Here is a 21,792-nt window from a genome sequence, read left to right as displayed (position 1 = left end):
AAAACTCAGAATTTCTATAATTCTCTAAATGTTCTTCTGTTTCCCAGTAGCTATAGGTGAAAAAGATGCATTTGTCATTTTTATCCTGATACAATTCTAAAAAACGATTTCCCTCAGCATTTCGTATTTTGTCTTTCACTTTTTTCTTCGTGAAAACTCATTTTTACTATTCGGACAAACATATTATAATTTTAGATTTCTGAATTTATATTTTAGATTTTTTTTTTGGAATCTTAAATTATTTCAGGTGCGCAAAAATACCAATTTTGATTGTTCTTTTTGTGAAAATTTAAAATATTATAAAAGTAAAGTTTTACTGCAATATTGTCATCTCGACAGAGGAGAGGTCATAAAAGAAACTCCGCAAAGAAAACCTCCAGTCTTTGTCGATTATAAGCGTGATCTTTCCTTCGTTGAGATAATAAAATCTGTCTAAATCCGTAAAATCTGCGTGCCATTTCAATCTAAAATCAGCAATCTAAAATCAGCAATTTGAAATTTAATTGAATTTAATAGTAATCACATCGCGATAATTCAATCCAAGTAAGCTGTTAGCAGAACCTACTTTAGAAGGATTACTTCTGAAAATGGCAATTTCAAGGAAACCGGCTTCATTAAAAATTGCCAGCTTTTCTCCCTCATACGTTTTTATAGGGTATTTGTCAGAACTGGCAATTGCAGAATAATTGGGTAGAATGGTTTTGATACTTCTTGGCTTCATCACAATTTCATAAGGGCGTCCTTTTGCAATTTCTGCAAATTGTCTCTTAGAGATATTGGTAATGACATTGCCAAAATGATCAATGTAGATCACGTATCCTTTTATTGAATTCCCGTCATTTGCAACGACAGGCTGCAGTTCTGTAATTTGCTTTATTTCCTGAATTTCTTTTCCAATCACATTCAGTAAGCCGCCTTTAGAGATATGGCAGGCAACCTTTACAAAAATATCCAAATCACTAAATTCACTCGGAAAGCGATCGTGTATATTGATAGCAACAATTTTTTGCGGAACTATTTTCTGTGTTAGCATACTCAGGATGCCATTGTCAGCACATATAAAGTAATGATCGTTCCATTGCATGGCAATATGCTGATTTTCTTTATTGCGCTCAATATCTACACCAATAAGATGCACGGTTCCTTTTGGAAAACTTAAATAAGAGGCTCCAATAATATAACTCGCTTCGGCAGTGTTAAATGGATCAACATCATGCGAAATGTCAACAATTACAGCATCTGAAATCTCAGACAGAATTTTACCCTTTAGTGAACCAACAAAGTGGTCTTTTAAGCCGTAATCGGTAGTAAGGGTAATTATTGACATAATTTTGTTTATAACTATTGGTAGTATTTAAATCTAATTTTCATTAAATTTGAGAAATGCAAAGCTAATAATAGTAAATGCAAATTGAAAGAAACAAAAGACAAATTGCGATAAAATTATAGTAAACATATATAGTAGTCTCAGTTTTCAGTTTCCGTTTTCAGTCTTTCAATAAAAACTTGATTTTAATTAGAATTTTAAGTAATTTTTCAAGAATATTTAAAAACTGAAACCGTGACCGGAAAGTGTGATTAAAAAAAAATACCCGACAACCACAGATTTATAAAAACTGATTTATTTTTAATTTAAAACTATCTCATTTGAACGAAAGAATTATCGAGCTCATAGACATCGCTCCAAAAGACTTTTGGGGCGCTCAAGACACTCATCTTGAAATAATTAAAAAGTATTACCCAAAGCTTAAAATCGTAGCGAGAGGTACCACTTTGAAAGCATTTGGCGAAAAAGAAGTTTTAGATGAATTCGAAAAAAGATTTCAGAGGCTTATGCTTCATTTTACCCGATACAACAACATCGATGACAATGTAATTGAACGTGTAATAATGAGTGATGGTCAGGATGAAAGAAAATCATTAGACCATGACAAAATATTAGTTCATGGAGTTGGAGGTAAAATCATTAAAGCCATGACGCCCAACCAGCAGCTATTGGTAGATACAATCAAGAAAAATGATATGGTATTTGCTGTAGGTCCTGCCGGAACCGGAAAAACGTATACTGGTGTTGCAATGGCGGTAAAAGCACTTAAAGACAAAGAAGTTAAAAGGATCATACTTACACGACCAGCGGTAGAAGCAGGAGAAAATCTTGGTTTTTTACCCGGCGATATGAAAGAAAAACTGGATCCCTACATGCAGCCTCTTTATGATGCTTTACGCGATATGCTGCCAAATGAAAAGCTCGAAGATTACATTTTGAAAGGAATTATACAAATTGCACCATTGGCATTTATGCGTGGCCGCACACTTGATAACGCCTTTGTAATTCTGGATGAAGCGCAGAACACAACGCACTCGCAAATGAAAATGTTTTTGACCCGTATGGGGAAAAATGCCAAATTCATGATTACGGGTGATCCCGGGCAAGTCGATTTACCGCGAAGAACTATTTCTGGTCTGAAAGAAGCAATTCTGGTTCTGAAAGACGTTGACGGAATTGGAATCATTTATCTTGATGATAAAGATATTGTACGTCACAGATTAGTCAAAAAGGTGATTGATGCTTATAAACAAATAGAAAATCACGATTAATTTTTTATAAAATGTCAAATGTAAATCGTGAAATGTGTTTTGACATTTATTAATATTCGTTTTCTGCATCATCTTTTATAGAATGTGGAAAACGAATATTTTTTTGATAAATATTATAAATTAAGAAATTCTAAGAATGGGTAAAATGGAATCGGTAACAATTCTTGTAATTGGATTATTATTTTTTGCATTTAATTTAAAGGCTCAAAATAAGAGCAATAAGAGAAAGGACTTATCAAATGACAAATCAAAATTATCAGGCAAAGAAATTGTAGTAGAATTATCAAAGCTTAATTTTTTTAATTTGACAGATAAATTAGATTTGAAAACAACGAAAGCTGAATTTGAAAAGTCATACAATGAATTGAGTTTTTTTGAAGGTATAATGAAGGATGATTTAATTTTTACGGATAATAGGTTTTATTTTATTGATTCTGAAGCTTTATTTGAAGGAGGAGGATTGATTCATTATTTAGAAACAGTAAAAGTCTCATTTGATAAACTTAATCTGAAACTTGTTTTTTCTGATGAATATAATGATCAAACTGAAAAACATTGGAAACATACAGTTAGGTTGAATGGAAAAGAATATATAGCATACGATAATGATTTCGGGAATAATGACTGGGGAATTTCATATATAAACTTTATTGAAATGCTAAATGGTGAGCTTAAATTACAACAAAGTGCAGAACAATTTTATCCAATTACTTCAGGAAATGATGGGAAAATGGTTTTATTAACTAATCAACAATTTGAGTTTGTTAAAGCGAATTACCCTAATGATAATGAACATCCAAAAAAGATTTCTGACTGGAAAAATGCTTATGGTTTTTAAATCTCTGACAAATGAAACAATTAGATGATTTCTACATACAACAAGAAGAACCTGTAAAAGGTGTGTTTCTTGCATTAAGAGAAATTATTCTAAGACAAGATAAAGACATTACAAATGTTCTGAAATATGGAATGCCTTTCTTTTGTTACAAAGGAAAAATGTTCTGTTATTTATGGAAACACAAGAAATTGAATCAACCTTATATTGCAATCGTAGAAGGAAAATATTTTGACGAAACTTTTTTGATTCAGGAAAATCGTGCGAGAATGAAAATTATGCTGATTGATCCGGACAAAGATTTGCTGTTGGAAAGAATTGAAATAATCGTGCAAAAAGCAGTAAATTTATATAAATCCGGCACCATTAAAATTTAAAAATAAAAAAGACAGTATTTAATTAAATAGTTAAATAAATAATAAACTTGCCCTAATTTAAGCTTTTAGGCCTCGTTATCTTTGTTCTTCTAAGGGTAAAGCCGTAAATTTGCCTATCATAAATATTTGATCTTTAATATGACAAAACTTAAAAATATAAAAGTTGTAGTAAGTGACCTTGACGGAACTTTACTCAACCCACAACACAGAATTTCAGAGTACACCAAATCAATTTTTCAGGAACTTCACAATCAAAATTACCTTATTGTTGTTGCCACAGGACGTCATCATCTCGATGCAATGGCAATTATCGAAACGCTTGAAGTACCGGTTTATCTGGTAAGTTCAAACGGTGCGAGAATTCACTCACCTGAAAAAGAAGAGCTTTTTGCTTTCAACCTGAATAGTGATGTGGTAAAAGCAGCATTAAACGTCGAAATTGACCCTGAAATTACAGTAGTATTGTTCAAAGAAAATGTTTGGCAAACCAATAAATGGAGCGAAAAATTAAACGCTTTTCAGGCAGACTTAAAATACCATCCGGAATTGGTGGATTATAAAACGCTGGAAGATTTTGGAGCTATAAAAATATTCTTTTCATGCGATAACCATGAAAAATTAGTAGAATTGAAAGATGCTATTTTAGCCAGTTCATCAGAACATTTGCACCATGCTTTTAGTTTACCAACCTGCTTAGAATTTATGGATAAATCTATCGATAAAGCAGTTGCAATTGAGATTGTACTCGAGAAATTAGGTTTTACACTGGATCAGGCCGCTGCTTTTGGTGACGGTTTCAATGATGTTCAAATGTTATCTGCAGCAGGAAAAGGACTGATTATGGGAAATGCACCGGTTTCATTAAAGGAAACTTTACCAAATTTAGAAGTAATCAAAACCAATGCTGAAGATGGAGTAGCCCATTACATCGCTTCAAAAATATTGAATAAGGAATTTGCCGCAAGCGAATTATAAAACTAAAGATAATTTTAAAACTGTAAGAGTTTGAAATTTTAGACTTTTGATAAAATATACATCCCTGAAGATAATTCTTTAGGGATTTTTTTTGCTAAATCAATAATACGCAAAGAATTCCGCAAGCTAATAGCAAAAATATTTTTTTAATAATTTTCAAAGTGTATTTTTGTTTTCTCATAAAACCGAATACCATGAAAAAACACATTTTTATGCTTGCCTTTTTTGTTGTTTCCATAACCGGAAGCAGTCAAACTTTGAAACTAGAAGAAATAATGAAAGGCGAATCTTTTATTGGAAACCAACCAACAAACGGGCGATGGTCTCTCGATGGTAAAAAAGTGTATTTTGAATGGAATCCCACAGATGATTTAGGCGCAAGTACTTATTTCTGGCAAAAAGGAGCCGCAAAACCTCTTTTGGCAGAACCAAAAGAAGCTGCTTTCTCTAAACTTGATTTTAAAAGAAAACCAACTTCAGATATTGTTTATTATACTGACAATGGGAGTTTGTATTCTTATACAATTACGACAAAAACAGTTAAGAAAATCATGCAGCAAAGCAGTCCAATTTCAAATCTTGAATTGGGCGCTGCAAACGGAGTATTGTTTTTTGAGCAAAATGATAATATCTTCAAATACAATGCAAAAGAAGGAACAGTACTTCAGATAACCAACTTAGTAAAAGGCACTAAGAAAGAAAAAGCATCAGATAAAGATTCTTTTCTAAAGACACAACAAAAAGAATTATTTCAGTTTATCAGAGATAAGGAAGCGAAGAAACAATGGAATGTAGCGAAAAATAAAGCAACTAAATCTGATTTTTCTAAGGAATATTTTTACGGAAAAGACAATTTATTCAACCTAAAGGCAAATCCAAATGGGAATTATGTGACTTTTAGTTTAGTGGAGGAATCAGATGTTAAAAAGGAAAAAATGGAAGTTTTTATAACAGATGATGGTTATAATCAAACTCCGGATACCAAAGAGAAAGTTTCTACAGCAAATTTGGTTAAAACTAAATTCGGAATTTATGCTGTTGCCAAAGACACCGTTTATTACGTCAATTTTTCGACTTTAAGTCATATTCAGGATGTTCCTAAGTATTATGAATCTTATGATAATTTAAAAAATAAAACCAAAGAAGATAAGTTAATTATGATTCAGGCTCCGGTTTATAACGAAGACGGATCTATTGGAATTGTCGAAATCAGAAGTCAGGACAATAAAGACAGATGGTTGGTAAGTTTAAATCCGGAAAACGGGACATTCAAAGAAATAGAGCATCAGCATGACGATGCGTGGATTGCCGGCCCTGGAATTCCGTCGTATTCTTTTGATTCAGGAACATTAGGCTTTTTAGCAGACAATGAAACCATTTATTTCCAGTCTGAGGCTACAGGATATTCACATTTATATACTTATAATGTAAAATCCGGTAAGAAAACGCAATTAACAAGCGGAAATTGGGAAGTTCGTGATGTTACTTTGTCTAAAGACAAAAAAGCATTTTACCTAACAACAAATACAACGCATCCCGGAAACAGAAACTTTTATAAATTGGCTTCAACTGGAGGCAGTCTGGAACCTATTTTAACAAAAGACGGTGCACATGAAGTAGTTGTTTCTCCCGACGAAAAATCACTTTTAGTACGTTATTCCTATAAAAATATTCCCTGGGATTTTTATGTTGCCGACAATAAAAAGAATACAACGTTACAACAAATTTCCTCTTCAGTTTCTGAAGATTTCAAAAACTACAAATGGAGAGAGCCGGAAGTAATAACATTTAAAGCACAAGACGGAACTCCTGTAAACGCAAGATTGTATACTCCTAAGACAGAAAACGCAAATAAGGCAGCAGTTATATTTGTTCATGGTGCCGGTTATTTGCAAAATGCGCACAACTATTGGAGTAATTACCACAGAGAATATATGTTTCACAATCTTTTAACTGATTTAGGTTATACGGTTTTAGACATAGATTACAGAGGAAGTGATGGTTACGGACGTGATTTCAGAACCGGAATTTACCGTTTTATGGGAGGAAAAGATTTATCAGATCATCTTGATGGTAAAAAAGTACTAGTAGAAAAATACGGAATCGATGCCAATAGAGTAGGGATTTACGGTGGTTCTTATGGAGGTTTTATTACTTTGATGGGAATGCTGACAACTCCTGGCGAATTCGCTTCCGGTGCTGCTTTACGTTCTGTTACAGATTGGGCGCATTATAATCATGGATATACAGGAAATATTCTAAATTTCCCTGAGACCGATCCGGAAGCATACAAAAAAAGTTCCCCTATCTATTATGCAGATAATTTAAAAGGAAATTTAGTAATGTTACATGGTATGGTGGATGACAATGTAGAGTATAAAGATATTGTACGCTTGTCACAACGTTTTATTGAATTGCAGAAAAAGGACTGGACACTGGCTTCTTTCCCTGTAGAATCGCATGGATTTAAAGAAACCTATTCGTGGATTGACGAATACAGCCGAATTTTGAATTTGTTTAATTCGACACTTCTTAAAAAATAGTTTAGGTTCACAGTTTTTAGTCTCAGTTTTGCAGGCTGAAAACTGTGATTTTATATCAGGAGTTATAAAAAAGAATCTGAATAGATTCTTTTTTTGTTTTAATTAGTTTTAAATTTGCATTCATAAAAAACAACACAACTAAGGATAATGAGCAATACAATTACAACAACAAATTTTAATTTTCCAGATCAGAAATCAGTTTACCGTGGAAAAGTTAGAGAAGTTTACAATATAAATGATGAGCTTTTGGTAATGGTAGCAACCGACAGACTTTCGGCTTTTGATGTGGTTTTACCAAAAGGTATTCCGTACAAAGGGCAAATTCTGAATCAGATTGCAACACGATTTATGGAATTAACAGAAGATATTGTACCAAACTGGTTGATTGCAACTCCGGATCCAAATGTTGCTGTTGGACACTTATGCGAGCCATTTAAAGTAGAAATGGTTATTCGTGGATACCTTTCAGGACATGCGGCTCGTGAATATGCTGCAGGAAGAAGACAAATTTGTGGTGTAACAATGGCAGAAGGCCTAAAGGAAAATGATAAATTTCCGGAACCAATTATTACTCCAACTACAAAAGCAGATAATGGTTCTCACGACGAAGATATTTCTCGTGAAGACATTTTGGCTAAAGGAATTGTAACAGAAGAGGATTATATCGTTTTAGAAAAATATACTCGTGACTTATTTCAGAGAGGAACTGAAATTGCTGCTGAACGCGGATTGATTTTAGTAGATACAAAATACGAATTCGGAAAAACTAAAGAGGGTGTTATTGTTTTAATTGATGAAATTCATACACCGGATTCTTCTCGTTATTTCTATGCTGACGGATATCAGGAAAGACAAAATAAAGGAGAGGAGCAAAAACAATTATCGAAAGAGTTTGTACGCCGCTGGCTGATCGAAAATGGTTTTCAGGGACAAGACGGACAACAAATTCCGGATATGACAGATGAATATATTGCATCAGTTTCTGAAAGATATATTGAATTATACGAGAATATCTTAGGAGAAAAATTCGTAAAAGCTGATATTGCCAATATAGATCAACGTATTGATAAAAACGTATTAGAATACCTTAGTACTAAAGAGTAATTTTCGGGTTTAAACTAACTCTTTAAACCATGAACAGCACTAGAAATAAAAAAAATGCCTTGTTATTCATATCGATGATAGCAGGGCATTTTCTTTTTGCGCAAATTGATAAAAAAGCAACAAAAGAAACCAAAGCATTGTATGAAAATCTAAAAGCGATTTCGAAAAAACATATTCTCTTTGGGCATCAACATGCTCTCGAATATGGACATGGATGGTCAAATGAGCCCAATAGATCGGATGTGAAATCTGTTACAGGTTCACATCCTGCAGTAATAGGAGTTGACTTTAGTGGATTTTCTGGACGCTCTAAGGAAGAAATTGAAAAGACCACAGCAATTTTAAAAAAGAATGTTATTGCCACTTATGAGCGAGGCGGAATAACAACTGTCTCCTGGCATCTTATAAACCCCGCTTCTGAAGATAGTTTCTATTGGAAAGACTCAACTTCAATAGCCGCGATGTCTCTAATTAAAAAAGGCGGATCACATCATGAAAAATACAAAGAAATCCTAAAAACGATTGCTGATTTTGCACATTCGGTAAAAGCTAAAAACGGAACTCTGGCACCAATGATTTTCAGGCCTTATCATGAATTTGACGGAGATTGGTTCTGGTGGGGAAAGAAATTTACTTCACGTGAAGATTTTATTGCAGTCTGGCAATTTACGGTTTCATATTTAAAGGATACTTTGGGTGTACATAATTTTATTTATGCATTTTCTCCGGATGTTACATTCAATTCGGAGGATGATTATCTGGAACGTTATCCGGGCGATGATTTTGTAGATATGTTGGGAATGGATGATTACGGAGATTTTGGACGTGACGGAAAATATGATATTTCCAGTGCTGTCAAAAAACTCAAAATAGTGTCTGATCTTGCCATTAAAAAGAATAAACTTGCCGCTTTGACCGAAACAGGTTTAGAATCGATTCCCAATGAAACTTGGTGGACAGAAATTTTATTGAAGGTTTTAAAGACAGAGAATATTGAACTGGCTTATGTTCTAGTCTGGAGAAATGATAGTAAAAGTCCAACTCATTTTTACGCTCCATTTCCAGGTCAAATTAGTGTTCCGGATTTTATAAAGTTCTATAACGATCCTTTTACGCTGTTTGAAAATGACTTAAAAGGTATATATACCAGAAAAATGAGTTTGAAATAATTTTTTTTATAAGTAAAGACAAGTGCAACAATGAGTTAACCGGGTTGCACTTTTTTATTTGCGATTATTTTGCATTTATATGCAACCTATTGAATCATTTAGTCGTCTATTACAGTAAGTAGGAATTTCAAAGAAAGCATCACAGATTGATTAATTCTTATTTAAATCATCAATCATTTAATCATCAATCAACATGAAAAAATCAGTAATTATTTTGAGTATGGCCTTAGCTATGGCTACAAATGTATCGAAAGCTTCTAATTTTAAAGTACCGGTAAAAGATCAGGTCAACTTTCCTGCGTATGCAGCATCACCTTTGCACTACGCCGTGTGTGACGGAGATATCGAAAGTGTAAAAAAGTTTATTAAATATGGAGTCGATGTAAATAAACTGTCTAATGATATGTCGCCTTTAATGCTTGCGGCACGTTTTAATAAATTTGAAATCATTAAAGTTTTGCTGGTAAACGGAGCCAAGCCCGATATCGAGAACGAAAAAGGTTTTAAAGCATTAAAGTACGCAGAATATGCAAAAGCAAATGAGTCTATTGCGATTTTAAAAAATCTGAAATAATTTATAACAAAAAAGCATCATTACCATTAATGATGCTTTTTTGTTTTTGCTACATGCATTAATTACTATTCTAATTTGGTTTTTAAATTCTCGAGACCTTTCTGCAAATCGTTTCCGATCATTTGGTCCATTTTCATCATAGGCATCATAATATTCATAGGATAGGGAATAACACCGTTAATTCCCCATTTTACTTTAGTTTGATTTCCCGCAACAGTTTCTGTCGACATAAATCCCACAGCAGTATCCTCCATAGGTTTCTTGAAACGCAGTGCAAAATCAATGCGTTTTCCTTCTGTTATTTTAGTAATTTCCTGTTCGCCTACACCAACTTCTTTTACATCACTTTCCCAGGCTGATTTTGAACCTACGGATCCATCTGTTCCGGTATAAGTAGTTTTTATTTTGGGGTCAATGTTTGCCCAAACGCTAAATTCATTTTGATTTTTTAAAGATTTTACATAATTAAAAACGCTGTTAACGGGTTTATTGATGGTAATTTCTCTTTCGACAGCATAGTTTTTCGGCATAAAGTACGCAGCGGTTAATACGATAGCTATAATCAGAATCAGGATTATCAGAATTTTTTTGATGATTCCCATAATTTGTGGTTTTTAGGTTATTAATTGGTTTTTGTTTAATGTGTAATTTTTATAACTCATTCATTTAAAGTGGCTTTAATTTATAGTAAAGTTAAAAAACTAATGCTCTGAATTTATAACATCTCATTTTTTTTGATGATTTTATCTGTTAATTTTCATTTTTACTGTAACATTTTCGATAGAGTTGCGTCTATTACTATAGAAGCTTTCAATTTAGATAACATGAATTTTAAGTTTCATCGACATTTATTAATTGAATGTTAAGAATTAGTTAAAACAAGGTACTTTGTTATGCATAATACCAAAAATAGAATTACATTTACATAGAATTTAAAAATCATCATTAATCAATCAACAATCAATCATCATGAAAAAATCAGTAATTTATTTAGGAGTAGCTCTGGTAGCATTTGCAAATGTTTCAATGGCTTCAAATCAAACATCATTTGTTCAGCCACAAATGGAAATTGTAAACAGTTTTTCAACTCCGCTAAATGTAGCAGTGGGTAAAGGAGATCTTGAATTTGTTAAAAAACTTATCGAATACGGAGCAAATGTAAACGAGATATCAGAAGATTTATCTCCTTTAATGATCGCTGCACGTTACAACAAAGTAGATATTTTAAGAGTTTTATTAGCAAATGGAGCAAATGCATCCGCTAGAAATGAAAAAGGATTTACAGCTTTGAAATATGCACAATTATCAAATGCCACAGAAGCTGTTGCCATTTTGAAAGATTTAAAATAAACGTTTAAATCGAGTTTTGAGTTAGTATAATGAAACGACCTTCCTTGAGCAGAGGGTCGTTTTTCTTTTTTACTAGAATTAGTATATTATATTTTGGATATTTTACCGCTTGATAGAGAATAAATTAAAAAAAGCACCATTATAATAATGATGCTTTTTTCGTTAAAACCTAATCAAATTAATTTAACCAATTAATCTATCTTCAATATCTTTATTCAATCGGAACATCTTTTTTTCTGTTAAATACCCAGAATATAATTGGGAAAACCAATAGAGTTAAAATCGTAGCGGTAATCAGCCCTCCAATAATAACGATTGCCAGTGGTTTTTGTGACTCAGATCCAATACCTGTAGAAATTGCTGCAGGCATTAAACCAATAGAAGCCATGAGCGCTGTCATAACTACTGCTCTTGTTCTTGCTTTTACGCCTCTAAATATTGATTCTTCGAGTGTGAATTTCGCTTTTAAATTATGATGGAATTCGGATATCAAAATAACACCGTTTTGGATACAAATTCCAAGTAAAGCGATAAAACCAACACCAGCCGAAATTCCAAAATTCATTCCGGTAAGATGTAAAGCAATAATTCCCCCGATAATTGCAAAAGGAACATTTGCTAAAACAAGCAATGAATCTTTAATATTTCCAAACAATACAAAAAGCAAAACAAATATCCCTATTAAACTGATTGGTACAACTTGTGCCAGGCGTGCACTGGCACGAACCTGATTTTCAAATTCACCAGTCCAGCCTACAGTATATCCCGTTGGAAGTTTCATTTTAGCCACTTTAGCCTGTGCTTCTGCAATGGTGCTTCCTAGATCACGATCACGAACAGAGAATTTTACCCCAATAAAACGTTTGGTATTATCCCTGTAAATAAAAGCAGGACCAGTAATCGTTTTTAAATCTGAGATTTCTTTTAACGGAATTTTAATCCCGCTGATAGTCGGAACTTTAAGTTCGGCAATATCATTTTCATCTTTACGGTATTCTTTAGAAAAACGAACCCTCACATCAAATTTTTTGTCGTCTTCATATTTCTCAGTTGCCGTTTTTCCTCCAAAAGCAAGTTCTAAAACAGCCTGCGCATCACTTAATGTTACTCCGTAAGCCGCCATTTTGTCTCTGTCTAAAACAACACTAATTTCCGGCTGTCCCACATTTCTAAGGATTCCGGCATCTTTTATACCGGGAATATGCTTGATCTGGGCTAAAACTTCATTAGAAAGTTCATCTAATTTATCGAGATCATCCCCATAAATTTTAACTGCATTTGAAGCTTTAAAACCTGCGACAGATTCAGCTACATTATCAATAACAGGCTGCGAATAATTATAGGTAATTCCCTGATGAACTTTTAGTTTTTCATCCATTTCGTTAATTAGGTCGTCCATGCTTATTTTTCGTTTCCATTCTGATTTAGGCTTCAAGTCAACCTGAAGCTGTATAAATCCAAACCCATTCGGATCCGTTCCGTCATTACTTCTTCCGGTTTGCGATAAAACATTTTTTACCTCAGGAAAACTTTCCAGATCTTTCCGAATGATTGCAGCTGTTTTTACGCTTTCAGGTAATGATGTACTCATTGGCAGCTCGGCTGTTACCCATAAAGCACCTTCATTTAATTGTGGTAAAAACTCCGTCCCCAAAAATGTAGCAGAAAAGAATACCGCCACTAAAAGAGCGATTGACCCAATAAGGCTTTGTACCTTATGTTTAAATGTCCATGCAAAACTTTTGCCTACAATACGATCCCAGAAATTAACAAACGGATTGTGTTTTTCTTTTACATTTTTATTCAAAAGAATGTGTGATAAAACAGGAACCAGTGTTAAAGTAAAAAGCAAAGCCCCCATTAAGGCAAAACCTAAAGTGTAGGCTAGGGGAGAGAACATTTTTCCTTCTACTTTCTGGAATGAAAATATAGGTAATAAAGCAGTAATAATGATTAATTTAGAAAAGAAGATGGCTTTACCCATTTCAGCTCCCGTTCTTTTGATCAGACTACCTTTGGCAATTTTATTAAAAGCCGTCATTCCTAACTGATGTGCCCTACGGTCTAACACCACAAATAGTCCTTCGACCATCACAACTGCACCATCGATAATAATTCCGAAATCGACCGCACCTAAACTTAATAAGTTGGCACTCATTCCCATCATCTTCAGACACAAAAAGGCAAATAATAAGGATAGCGGAATAACAATCGAAACGGTAAAAGTAGTCCTCCAGTCCGCCATAAAAAGAAATACGACGCAGGTAACCAGAATAATCCCTTCGAACAAATTGTGCATTACCGTTTCTGTTGTGAAATTCATCAAATTATCACGATCATAAAAAGTCACTAATTTGATGTCTTTTGGAAGAACATTATCATTCAGATCCTTTATTTTCGCTTTAATTAAGGCTAATGTTTCCTGAGGATTTTCTCCTTTTCGCATCACAATGATACCTTCGACAACATCGTCATTATTACCTAATCCGGTCTGACCAACTCTTGGCATGGCACTCTCATAAACAGTAGCTAAGTTTTTAACCAATATTGGGTTTCCGTTAGCATCGTCTACAATAATATTCTCGATATCCTGAATGGATTTCAGAAGTCCAACGCCGCGAACTACAAAAGCCTGGCCATTTTTTTCGATAATATCTCCGCCCACATTTAGATTCCCACCATTTACAGCATTATAAACCTGAAGCGGTGTAATATTATATTTCGCTAACTTTATAGGATCAACACCCACTTCGTATGTTTTGGTTTGCCCACCAAAAACATTCAAATCTGCAACACCGGGAACTGATCGAAGCTGTTTATCGATTACCCAGTTTTGGTAAGTAAGTAATTCCCTGCTGTCTCTGCTGTCACTTTTTACGATATATCTAAAAATCTCACCTGTAGGTCCGTAAGGCGGCTGAACATCCGGTTCTACATCATCCGGCAGCGAAACATTTTTTAATAAATTATTGACCTGCAGACGAGCAAACTGATCATCGACGCCATCATCAAAAATAATCTTGATAACAGATAAACCAAACATCGTAATACTGCGCACACTCGTCTTTTTCTGTACAGAATTCATGGAGATCTCAATAGGAGAAGTCACAAAACGTTCAACTTCTTCGGCACTTTTTCCGTTCCATTGTGTAATGATAATAATTTGAGTATTGGTTACATCAGGAAATGCGTCGATTGGCATATTTTTGAAAGAAATAAATCCTGCAACCGCCAATAATCCCACCCAAAAAAAGGTAAATGCTTTGTTCTTCAGTGAGAAAGCAATAATATTTCTTATGAATTTGTTCATGTTTTATTCGTTTAGAGCACGATAAATAAATAACTGATTATTAGTAATAACTTTTTCTTTTTCTTTTATACCTTTAGAAATGTAGGTGACATCACCAACGACTCTGTAAACGTCTACTTGTCTTGTTTCGATATTATTACGATCCTTAAAAATCATCACAAAATTTTTGCTTTTGTCAAAAACAATTGATTTACTGGGTACGGCTATCATAGAGTCTCCTTCGCTATAAGACAGTTTGATATTGGCATTCATATCCGGTTTTAGCATATAATCCGGATTTTCTAATTTTATACGTGCCTGCATTGCTTTTGTTTCCGGATCAATAACGTTAAAAATTTTATCTACTTTCCCTTTAAAAACTTTATCCGGATAACTCAAGGTAGTCACATCAGCATCAATACCTAGTTTTACCTTATTGATATCAATTTCGTTGATATTAGCCAATGCCCAAACCTCACTTATTTCTGCAATATCAAAAATATTTTCAGACCGGTCACTTCGTAACAGCATGTCCTGATTGATGCTTTTTTGAATGATAAATCCACTTATGGGGGCAGTCACTTCATAAATCGAACCCGCTTTGATGTTGTAAATTTTGTATGTTTCCTGAACTTTGCTCAATTGTGATTGCGCTTTATTTACTTCTGATTTCGCCTGAAGCACATCACTCTCAGAATTTAATTTACCATCAAACAATTCCTGGGCTACTTTCAATTGGTTTTTCGCAACCAACAAATCATTTTTCGCATCGATCGACTGCTTTTCAAAATCAGCAATATCAGTACTTTTTATGGTCGCAAGCACTTGTCCTTTGCGGACATAGTCTCCAAGTTCAACATTTACTTTGACCACATTACCGCCAACAAGCGGATAAACATCAATCATTTTGTTGTTATCAGCAGTAATTTTTCCGTAAAAACTCAATACATTTTTTACAGGTTCTGTTTGCGCTATTGCTGTCGTAGTTGTTTTCAGCATCGAATTGCTTAGTACAAAAGACGAATTAGTGTCAGGATTATCGACTTCCTTTTTGCAGCTCGTGATTGATAAACTCACAAGAGCAATTCCTATAATTATTTTATATTTCATTATGTTTAGTTTTAGAATAAGTCTTTGTTGATGGTACTATTTAATTCTTCGCCGGAAAGCACTACTTTTTTCTTTAATTCATTTACCTGAATAGAAGCCTGATTGTAGCTTTCCATAAAATCAGTAAACTCTAATAAACTAATGTTTCGTTTTTGGAAATTGGTAAGGATTCCGTTATAAACTGCTTCGAAGTCTGAATTTACGGTAGGTTTTATCACCACATAGTTTTTGCGTGATTCGTCCCATTTATTCCATGCCGACGCAATTTCAGTTTGCAATTGCAAGTCAAAATTTTGTTTTTCAACTTTAGATTGTTCTAAAATAGTTTTCGCATATTTTATATTTCCTTTGTTTTTATTCCATAGTGGTAACGGAATTCCAAGTGTCAAATTTGCCTCCCTGTTAAATGCACCGCTACGCTGGTCATAATTGGCACCAACAGTAATATCAGGAACAGAAAGGGCTTTTTGCCATTTTACATTAATTTCATTCGCTTCAATATCCATTTGTTTGGCCAGATAATCGGGACGATTGGCAAGGGCTTCATCCTGAAATGCTTTTAGATCAAACGGAATTGTAACGATGTATTTATTAAATTCTTCTTTTGAAACTTCCGGGACTATATTATCTGCAGAATTTAGTAATAGTTTCAGGTTAGCTTGTTCTTCAATATTTTCATTCACAACCTCCATACGCTCGTTTTTAAAGTTTAAATACAGCGATTGTAAACGAACAAGATCCCTTAAAGGAATATTTCCTTTTTGTACCTGAACAGAGTAGGAGTTGATCAAATCTTCGATATGGGCAAGTTGATTGTCTGTAGTTTCAAGACTTTTTTTGTTGTAATACACAGTAAAAAAACTCTTTCGTAATTGCAGTTTTAAGGTTCTCAGTAAATCATTAAACTGTAATTCGGCTAATTTTTCATTGGTTTGAGCCAATTTTATTTCATTGCGCTTTTTTCCGCCCAAATAAATCAGCTGTTCAATACCAAATGCTTTCTGTCCTTGTTTTCCAATATCAAAATATTGATTTCTTTCAGGATTGTAAGCATTTAATTCTGCTGTAAGGGAGGGATTGTCCCAAATCCGGGCCTGAATTGTCATTGCTTTCGATGCATCAATATTATATTGCGATGCCAACAAAAAAAGGTTGTTTTTAAGAAATTGGCTTTCACAGTCCTGAAGTGTAACTGCTTTTTGAGCCAAAACTACCGGACCGAAAAGTACAAGTAGCAATGCACAGAGTTTTCTCATTGTATCATTTTTATTTTATACAAATATGCTATCACCAGACTTTAAGACTCCTTAAAATCTACCTTAAAAATACCTTAAAATAATTTATAAATGAAAAAATAATTGAAATAAATTCGTGTTAATGTCTGGAACACTGTAGGTTATTGTCGCATTGTGAAGTGTCAGAATGCGCTGGACTATTCGTAATCCAAGACCAAAGCCCGATGTTCCTTTAGAATTTTCGCCACGCATAAAAGGCTGGAAAAGATTTTTTTGCTCAATTTCGTTTAAAGTATTTCCAGTGTTGGATATAGAAATAACTAAATCATCGTCTTTTGCATTAATCAGTACTTTAGCCTGTTTATTGTCTGAGTAAACACAGGCATTTTTCAGGACATTACTCAAAGCAATTTCCAATAAGTTCCTATTACCCTTTATTTCCAGTACTGTGTCCAGGTTTTCGCTTTCTTCGATTTCAAAAAGAATGAGAAATTCAGGATAACTTTTATTTAGATTTTCGATAGCCGAGAACAGAATTTCATCCATACGGTGCACTTCGTTGTTTTCGTGTGTTTTATTGTCTATTTTAGATAAAATCAATAAAGAATTAATCAATTCAGTCAATTGATTGACATCCGATAAGATGTTGGTTAAAAAGGCTCTTCTTTCGTTGCTCGTTTTGTTGTCAGAAATGACATTTTCTATTTGAGAGGTAATTCTTGATAGCGGAGTTCTTAATTCGTGAGAAGCATGTGCAGTAAACTCTTTTTGTCTTTGATACGAGATTTCAATTCTGTCCATCATAAAATTGAATTCACTTGCAATCAGGTCAATTTCATCTTTATTGCTTTTCGATGCTATACGGGTATCAAGATTGTTCTCGTTGATGTTCTTTATTTTTTGATGAAAAGTATTTAGCGGATTCATTAATTTTTTTACTGTAATGGAAGTAACAACCCAGCAAATACAAGTAAAAAAAATATAAGATACTATCAATGTATATCGTAGAAAAAGCAGTCTTCGCTGTCCAAAATTATCAGTTGCAGATATCAGGGCATAAAAATCCCTGTCTTTGGTATCGTAAAAAACACCATAAACCTCATAATTTCCTTGTTGTTTGAAAAAGGTTTTATGTTTTTTCAAATATTTTAAATCCTCAACAGACCATTTGATTTTGGCATCGTCAATACTGCTGTAAATAAGTTTGTAATTAGAATCAAAAACCAGTGTTTTTTCATCATACAGTTTATTAATTGAGTTCTGATCAATCATCTTTAAAAGCTGATTGTCTATTTCTTTAACATTTACCAGAAGTTTGATGTTAGAAAGGGCTTTGATTTCCAACCGATCACGGAATTCATCTTTTCTAAAGTTAGAGTATAAAACAAATATCAACGTAGAAGCCAACCCAAAAAGGATTGTAAACAATAAACTGACTAAAAGTGATATTCGGTTTTTTAATGTCATTCCTTATCGCTCAAATAATATCCGTAACCAATTTTGGTTCGAATAAGTTTTGTTTCGTGGTCTTTGTCTATTTTTTTTCTCAAAAAATTAATATAAACCTCAATTGTGTTTTGGTTGGTTTCAATATGATAGTCCCATAGTTTTTCTGCAATAAATTGCTTCGACAGAACTTTGCCTTTGGCATGAGCCAAAATTAAAATGAGCTTGAACTCTTTTGGAGTAAGTTTTATTTCTTCTCCGGAGCGAAATACTTTCATGTCTTCTTCCAGAATTTCCAAATCCTGAATGATTATTTTTTTTTCTACCTGCTGCGGAATTTCTTTTCGTCTTAAGAGAGAAGAGATCCGGGCATATAATTCTTCAAAATGAAAAGGCTTTACCAGATAATCGTCTGCCCCGTTATCAAAAGAAGCCAGTTTATCCTCGATTTCGCTAAAAGCCGTGAGCATGATAATGGGCGTTTTTTTATCGATTTCGCGAATGCCTTTACAAACTTCAATTCCGTTTATTCCCGGAACATTGATATCTAGAACTATTAAATCATATTCATAAGGAAAATACTTTTTTAATAATAAAGTGCCATCGTAATAAGGGAAACACTCGAATTTTTTTGAAGAAAAAAATGCTGAGATTTCTTTAGATAAAGTAAAATCGTCTTCGAGTAAAAGTATTTTCATTGAATGGTTTATTGGCAAATTCGGCCATTTTTACAAATAACCGAATTTGCGTTTTTAAATCTGTTCTTATTTAAAATAAGAAAAAGTTTCATTATTTTCAATTTTCAACAGAGATTCATAAATCAACTGAATTACATTTTCAACATCTTCCCTGTGAACCATTTCTACAGTGGTATGCATATACCGCAAAGGCAAAGAAATCAATGCAGATGCTACACCGCCGTTGCTGTAAGCAAATGCATCAGTATCTGTACCTGTTGCACGGGAAGTCGCATGACGCTGAAAAGGGATTTTATTCTCTTCGGCTGTATCAACGATCAAATCACGAAGCCTGTTCTGAACAGCTGGTGCGTAAGCTATAACCGGACCTTTACCCATTTTAAGATCACCTTCTACTTTTTTATCAATCATTGGCGTAGTAGTGTCATGACAAACATCAGTTACAATGGCAACATTAGGTTTAATCGTTTGCGCGATCATTTCAGCACCGCGAAGACCAATTTCTTCCTGAACAGAATTGACTATATATAATCCAAACGGAAGTGTTTTTTTGTTCTCTTTTAATAAACGGGCCACTTCAGCAATCATAAAACCGCCCATTCTGTTATCAATTGCACGACAAACGAATTTGTTCCCGTTCAAAATCATAAACTCGTCAGGATAAGTAATCACGCAACCCACATGTACGCCCATTTCCAGAACCTGTTCTTTCGTTTCGCATCCTAGATCAATAAAAATATTGCTGATTTTTGGTGCTTCTTCCTTATCACGTAAACGTGTATGAATTGCCGGCCAGCCAAAAACACCCTTTACAATTCCTTTTTTAGTATGTATATGTACCCTTTTTGATGGCGCAATTTGATGATCAGATCCACCATTTCTAATTACATATAATAAACCATCATCTGTAATGTAGTTTACATACCACGAAATTTCGTCGGCATGACCTTCAATAACCACCTTAAAAGGTGCGTCCGGGTTAATAACTCCCACAGCCGTTCCGTAAGTATCCGTGATAAAAGTATCTACATAAGGTTTTAGATAATTCATCCAAAGTTTTTGCCCTTCGCTTTCGTAGCCAGTAGGAGAGGCGTTATTTAGGTAGCTTTCAAGGAAAGCAATCGAGGTATCTTTTAAGATAGATGCTGTACTCATAAAAATATTTTTTTGCTAATTTATAAATTTGGTATCAGAGTTGTGTATAAATATATAATTTTACACTTAAATTATGATTCAATGAGATTTACCTACTGCATTTTATTCCTTATTATGATTTCGTTTACAAGTCATGCCCAGGTTACGCCCAAAGAAAATCAACAAATGGGGTATATATTGACCGAGCGCGATTCGATTTTAAATGATACTATCGAATTGCCTGAGATTATTATTTCGAAAGAAAAACTGGATCCCGAAGCACAAAAGCAATTTCTGATTCTTCAAAACAGGGTTTACAAAGTATATCCTTATGCAAGATTAGCTGCAGATAGATTGACAGCTCTGAATAGCGGAATGGCACGTTTGAAAACCAATCGCGAAAAAAAGAAGTATTTCAAGATTGTCGAAGATTATCTTAATAATGAATTCGAAGACAGGCTTAAAAAGTTGTCGCGTAAGCAAGGGCAAATCCTGGTTAAGTTAGTTCATAGGCAAACCGGCATCACAACATATGAGTTAATTCGGACTTTAAAAAGCGGTTTTAAGGCCTTTGTATCTAATACCACAGCCAATTTATTCGATATTAGTTTGAAAACGGAATACAAACCCTATGATTCTAATGAAGATTATCTGATCGAAGCGATTCTCGTCAGGGCATTCGAGTCTGGACGATTGGCAAATCAGAAAGCGGCAAATCCCGTAAACTATGATGACTTATTGAATCATTGGGAGGCGAAAGCAAAAACAGTAAACAAAGAATAATCGCTCCTATATATAAGGACGAATTTTTGTCCTTACAACCCGACAGGTTTTCAAAACCTGTCGGGTTTGTTATTTGCAATATATAGGAGGTAATTTGTCCTGTTAAGCGCAGTCGAAGCCTATTCAGTGTATTCTTGGGATTCTAGGATTTGAATAAGGAGCTATTTCCTGCTGTGCGCTACAATCTTTTGTGCCGGTCCCGATAGCTATCGGGACCGGCACAAAAGGATTTCCGCTTCCATCAGGGCTATGGCAGTTGTTTTTATAAGAAGTATATCTATATATAGGAGGAAAAGAAACTTTGTACCTTGCTGACTGCTCAAAACCAATCAAACGAATAAAAATGAAACTTTGTGCCTTAGTGTCTTGGTGGCAAAACCGGCTAAAGCTATAAAAGCTGTTATGAAGCATTGTTACAAAGTAATCGAAAAACCACCCAAAAAGCTGTGAAGTCTATAAAAACCGAATGTCTTGCATAGCTGGTATTGCTGAAAATACAATAGACTTCAGAAAATTCCTTAAAAGACAAAAAATGATGATGCTCTAATATTGGTGTTATCAGAGTGTTAAGA

18 protein-coding genes and 1 pseudogene are annotated in these 21,792 nt (G+C 34.0%); 10 read left to right on the top strand and 9 right to left on the bottom strand.

Features of this window, described 5'->3' with window-relative positions:
* Together B0A67_RS23555 and B0A67_RS23550 are read right to left on the bottom strand one after the other, a co-directional pair.
* Positions 1-182 (bottom strand): annotated as a pseudogene (locus B0A67_RS23555) (putative quinol monooxygenase); the annotation flags it as partial.
* A 317-nt stretch (positions 183-499) separates the two neighbouring features.
* Positions 500-1,327 carry an SAM hydrolase/SAM-dependent halogenase family protein gene (locus B0A67_RS23550; RefSeq protein WP_072958601.1) on the bottom strand — a complete coding sequence of 276 codons (828 nt, stop codon included), beginning with the start codon at positions 1,325-1,327 and terminating at the stop codon, positions 500-502.
* A 320-nt stretch (positions 1,328-1,647) separates the two neighbouring features.
* On the opposite strand from B0A67_RS23550, the gene B0A67_RS23545 reads away from it, so the two are divergent.
* The 8 genes from B0A67_RS23545 to B0A67_RS23510 all read left to right on the top strand — a co-directional run bounded on the left by B0A67_RS23545 (position 1,648) and on the right by B0A67_RS23510 (position 10,175).
* Positions 1,648-2,598: a PhoH family protein gene (locus B0A67_RS23545; RefSeq protein WP_072958604.1), complete on the top strand. Its 951-nt coding sequence runs from the start codon at positions 1,648-1,650 to the stop codon at positions 2,596-2,598.
* A 136-nt stretch (positions 2,599-2,734) separates the two neighbouring features.
* Entirely contained in the window at positions 2,735-3,436 is a 702-nt protein-coding gene (locus B0A67_RS23540) for a hypothetical protein (protein ID WP_242671014.1), read from the top strand.
* A gap of 11 nt (positions 3,437-3,447) precedes the next feature.
* Positions 3,448-3,810 (top strand): DUF1801 domain-containing protein, encoded by a 363-nt coding sequence (locus B0A67_RS23535; protein WP_072958607.1) that lies wholly within the window; start codon positions 3,448-3,450, stop codon positions 3,808-3,810.
* 138 nt (positions 3,811-3,948) lie between these two features.
* A complete protein-coding gene (locus B0A67_RS23530; RefSeq protein ID WP_072958610.1) occupies positions 3,949-4,785 on the top strand; it encodes a Cof-type HAD-IIB family hydrolase in 837 nt (278 codons plus the stop codon).
* 194 nt (positions 4,786-4,979) lie between these two features.
* Complete coding sequence (locus B0A67_RS23525; RefSeq protein WP_072958613.1) at positions 4,980-7,328, top strand: S9 family peptidase; 2,349 nt, start codon at positions 4,980-4,982, stop codon at positions 7,326-7,328.
* Between the two features lie 147 nt (positions 7,329-7,475).
* On the top strand, positions 7,476-8,432 hold the full coding sequence (locus tag B0A67_RS23520; protein ID WP_072958617.1) for a phosphoribosylaminoimidazolesuccinocarboxamide synthase: 957 nt from the start codon (positions 7,476-7,478) through the stop codon (positions 8,430-8,432).
* Between the two features lie 29 nt (positions 8,433-8,461).
* The gene (locus B0A67_RS23515) at positions 8,462-9,601 is read left to right on the top strand and encodes a glycoside hydrolase family 26 protein (RefSeq protein ID WP_072958620.1); all 1,140 of its coding nucleotides are present in this window, start codon (positions 8,462-8,464) and stop codon (positions 9,599-9,601) included.
* Between the two features lie 193 nt (positions 9,602-9,794).
* Positions 9,795-10,175, top strand: coding sequence for an ankyrin repeat domain-containing protein (locus B0A67_RS23510; RefSeq protein ID WP_072958623.1), 381 nt, complete (start codon positions 9,795-9,797; stop codon positions 10,173-10,175).
* Between the two features lie 65 nt (positions 10,176-10,240).
* On the opposite strand, the gene B0A67_RS23505 is transcribed toward B0A67_RS23510, so the two are convergent.
* Positions 10,241-10,777 carry an SRPBCC family protein gene (locus B0A67_RS23505; RefSeq protein WP_072958626.1) on the bottom strand — a complete coding sequence of 179 codons (537 nt, stop codon included), beginning with the start codon at positions 10,775-10,777 and terminating at the stop codon, positions 10,241-10,243.
* 367 nt (positions 10,778-11,144) lie between these two features.
* Between B0A67_RS23505 and B0A67_RS23500 the strand changes: the two genes are divergently transcribed.
* Positions 11,145-11,525 carry an ankyrin repeat domain-containing protein gene (locus B0A67_RS23500; RefSeq protein ID WP_072958628.1) on the top strand — a complete coding sequence of 127 codons (381 nt, stop codon included), beginning with the start codon at positions 11,145-11,147 and terminating at the stop codon, positions 11,523-11,525.
* 211 nt (positions 11,526-11,736) lie between these two features.
* On the opposite strand, the gene B0A67_RS23495 is transcribed toward B0A67_RS23500, so the two are convergent.
* The 6 genes from B0A67_RS23495 to B0A67_RS23470 all read right to left on the bottom strand — a co-directional run bounded on the left by B0A67_RS23495 (position 11,737) and on the right by B0A67_RS23470 (position 20,458).
* Complete coding sequence (locus B0A67_RS23495) at positions 11,737-14,835, bottom strand: efflux RND transporter permease subunit (protein WP_072958631.1); 3,099 nt, start codon at positions 14,833-14,835, stop codon at positions 11,737-11,739.
* A gap of 3 nt (positions 14,836-14,838) precedes the next feature.
* Positions 14,839-15,924: an efflux RND transporter periplasmic adaptor subunit gene (locus tag B0A67_RS23490; RefSeq protein WP_072958635.1), complete on the bottom strand. Its 1,086-nt coding sequence runs from the start codon at positions 15,922-15,924 to the stop codon at positions 14,839-14,841.
* Between the two features lie 11 nt (positions 15,925-15,935).
* Positions 15,936-17,180, bottom strand: coding sequence for a TolC family protein (locus B0A67_RS23485; protein WP_072958637.1), 1,245 nt, complete (start codon positions 17,178-17,180; stop codon positions 15,936-15,938).
* Between the two features lie 84 nt (positions 17,181-17,264).
* Positions 17,265-18,626, bottom strand: coding sequence for a sensor histidine kinase (locus B0A67_RS23480; protein WP_072958641.1), 1,362 nt, complete (start codon positions 18,624-18,626; stop codon positions 17,265-17,267).
* Positions 18,623-19,303 carry a response regulator transcription factor gene (locus tag B0A67_RS23475; protein WP_072958645.1) on the bottom strand — a complete coding sequence of 227 codons (681 nt, stop codon included), beginning with the start codon at positions 19,301-19,303 and terminating at the stop codon, positions 18,623-18,625. The genes B0A67_RS23480 and B0A67_RS23475 overlap by 4 nt, the downstream gene beginning before the upstream one ends.
* A gap of 66 nt (positions 19,304-19,369) precedes the next feature.
* Positions 19,370-20,458: a M42 family metallopeptidase gene (locus B0A67_RS23470; protein ID WP_072958649.1), complete on the bottom strand. Its 1,089-nt coding sequence runs from the start codon at positions 20,456-20,458 to the stop codon at positions 19,370-19,372.
* Positions 20,459-20,539: 81 nt separating this feature from the next.
* On the opposite strand from B0A67_RS23470, the gene B0A67_RS23465 reads away from it, so the two are divergent.
* Positions 20,540-21,220, top strand: coding sequence for a DUF4294 domain-containing protein (locus B0A67_RS23465; RefSeq protein WP_072958652.1), 681 nt, complete (start codon positions 20,540-20,542; stop codon positions 21,218-21,220).
* Positions 21,221-21,792 lie beyond the last annotated feature (572 nt).

The organism is Flavobacterium aquidurense (assembly GCF_002217195.1).
GTDB lineage: Bacteria > Bacteroidota > Bacteroidia > Flavobacteriales > Flavobacteriaceae > Flavobacterium > Flavobacterium frigidimaris.
The sequence above is the reverse complement of the archived record's forward strand: the minus strand, read 5'-3'. Positions and strand labels throughout refer to the sequence as shown.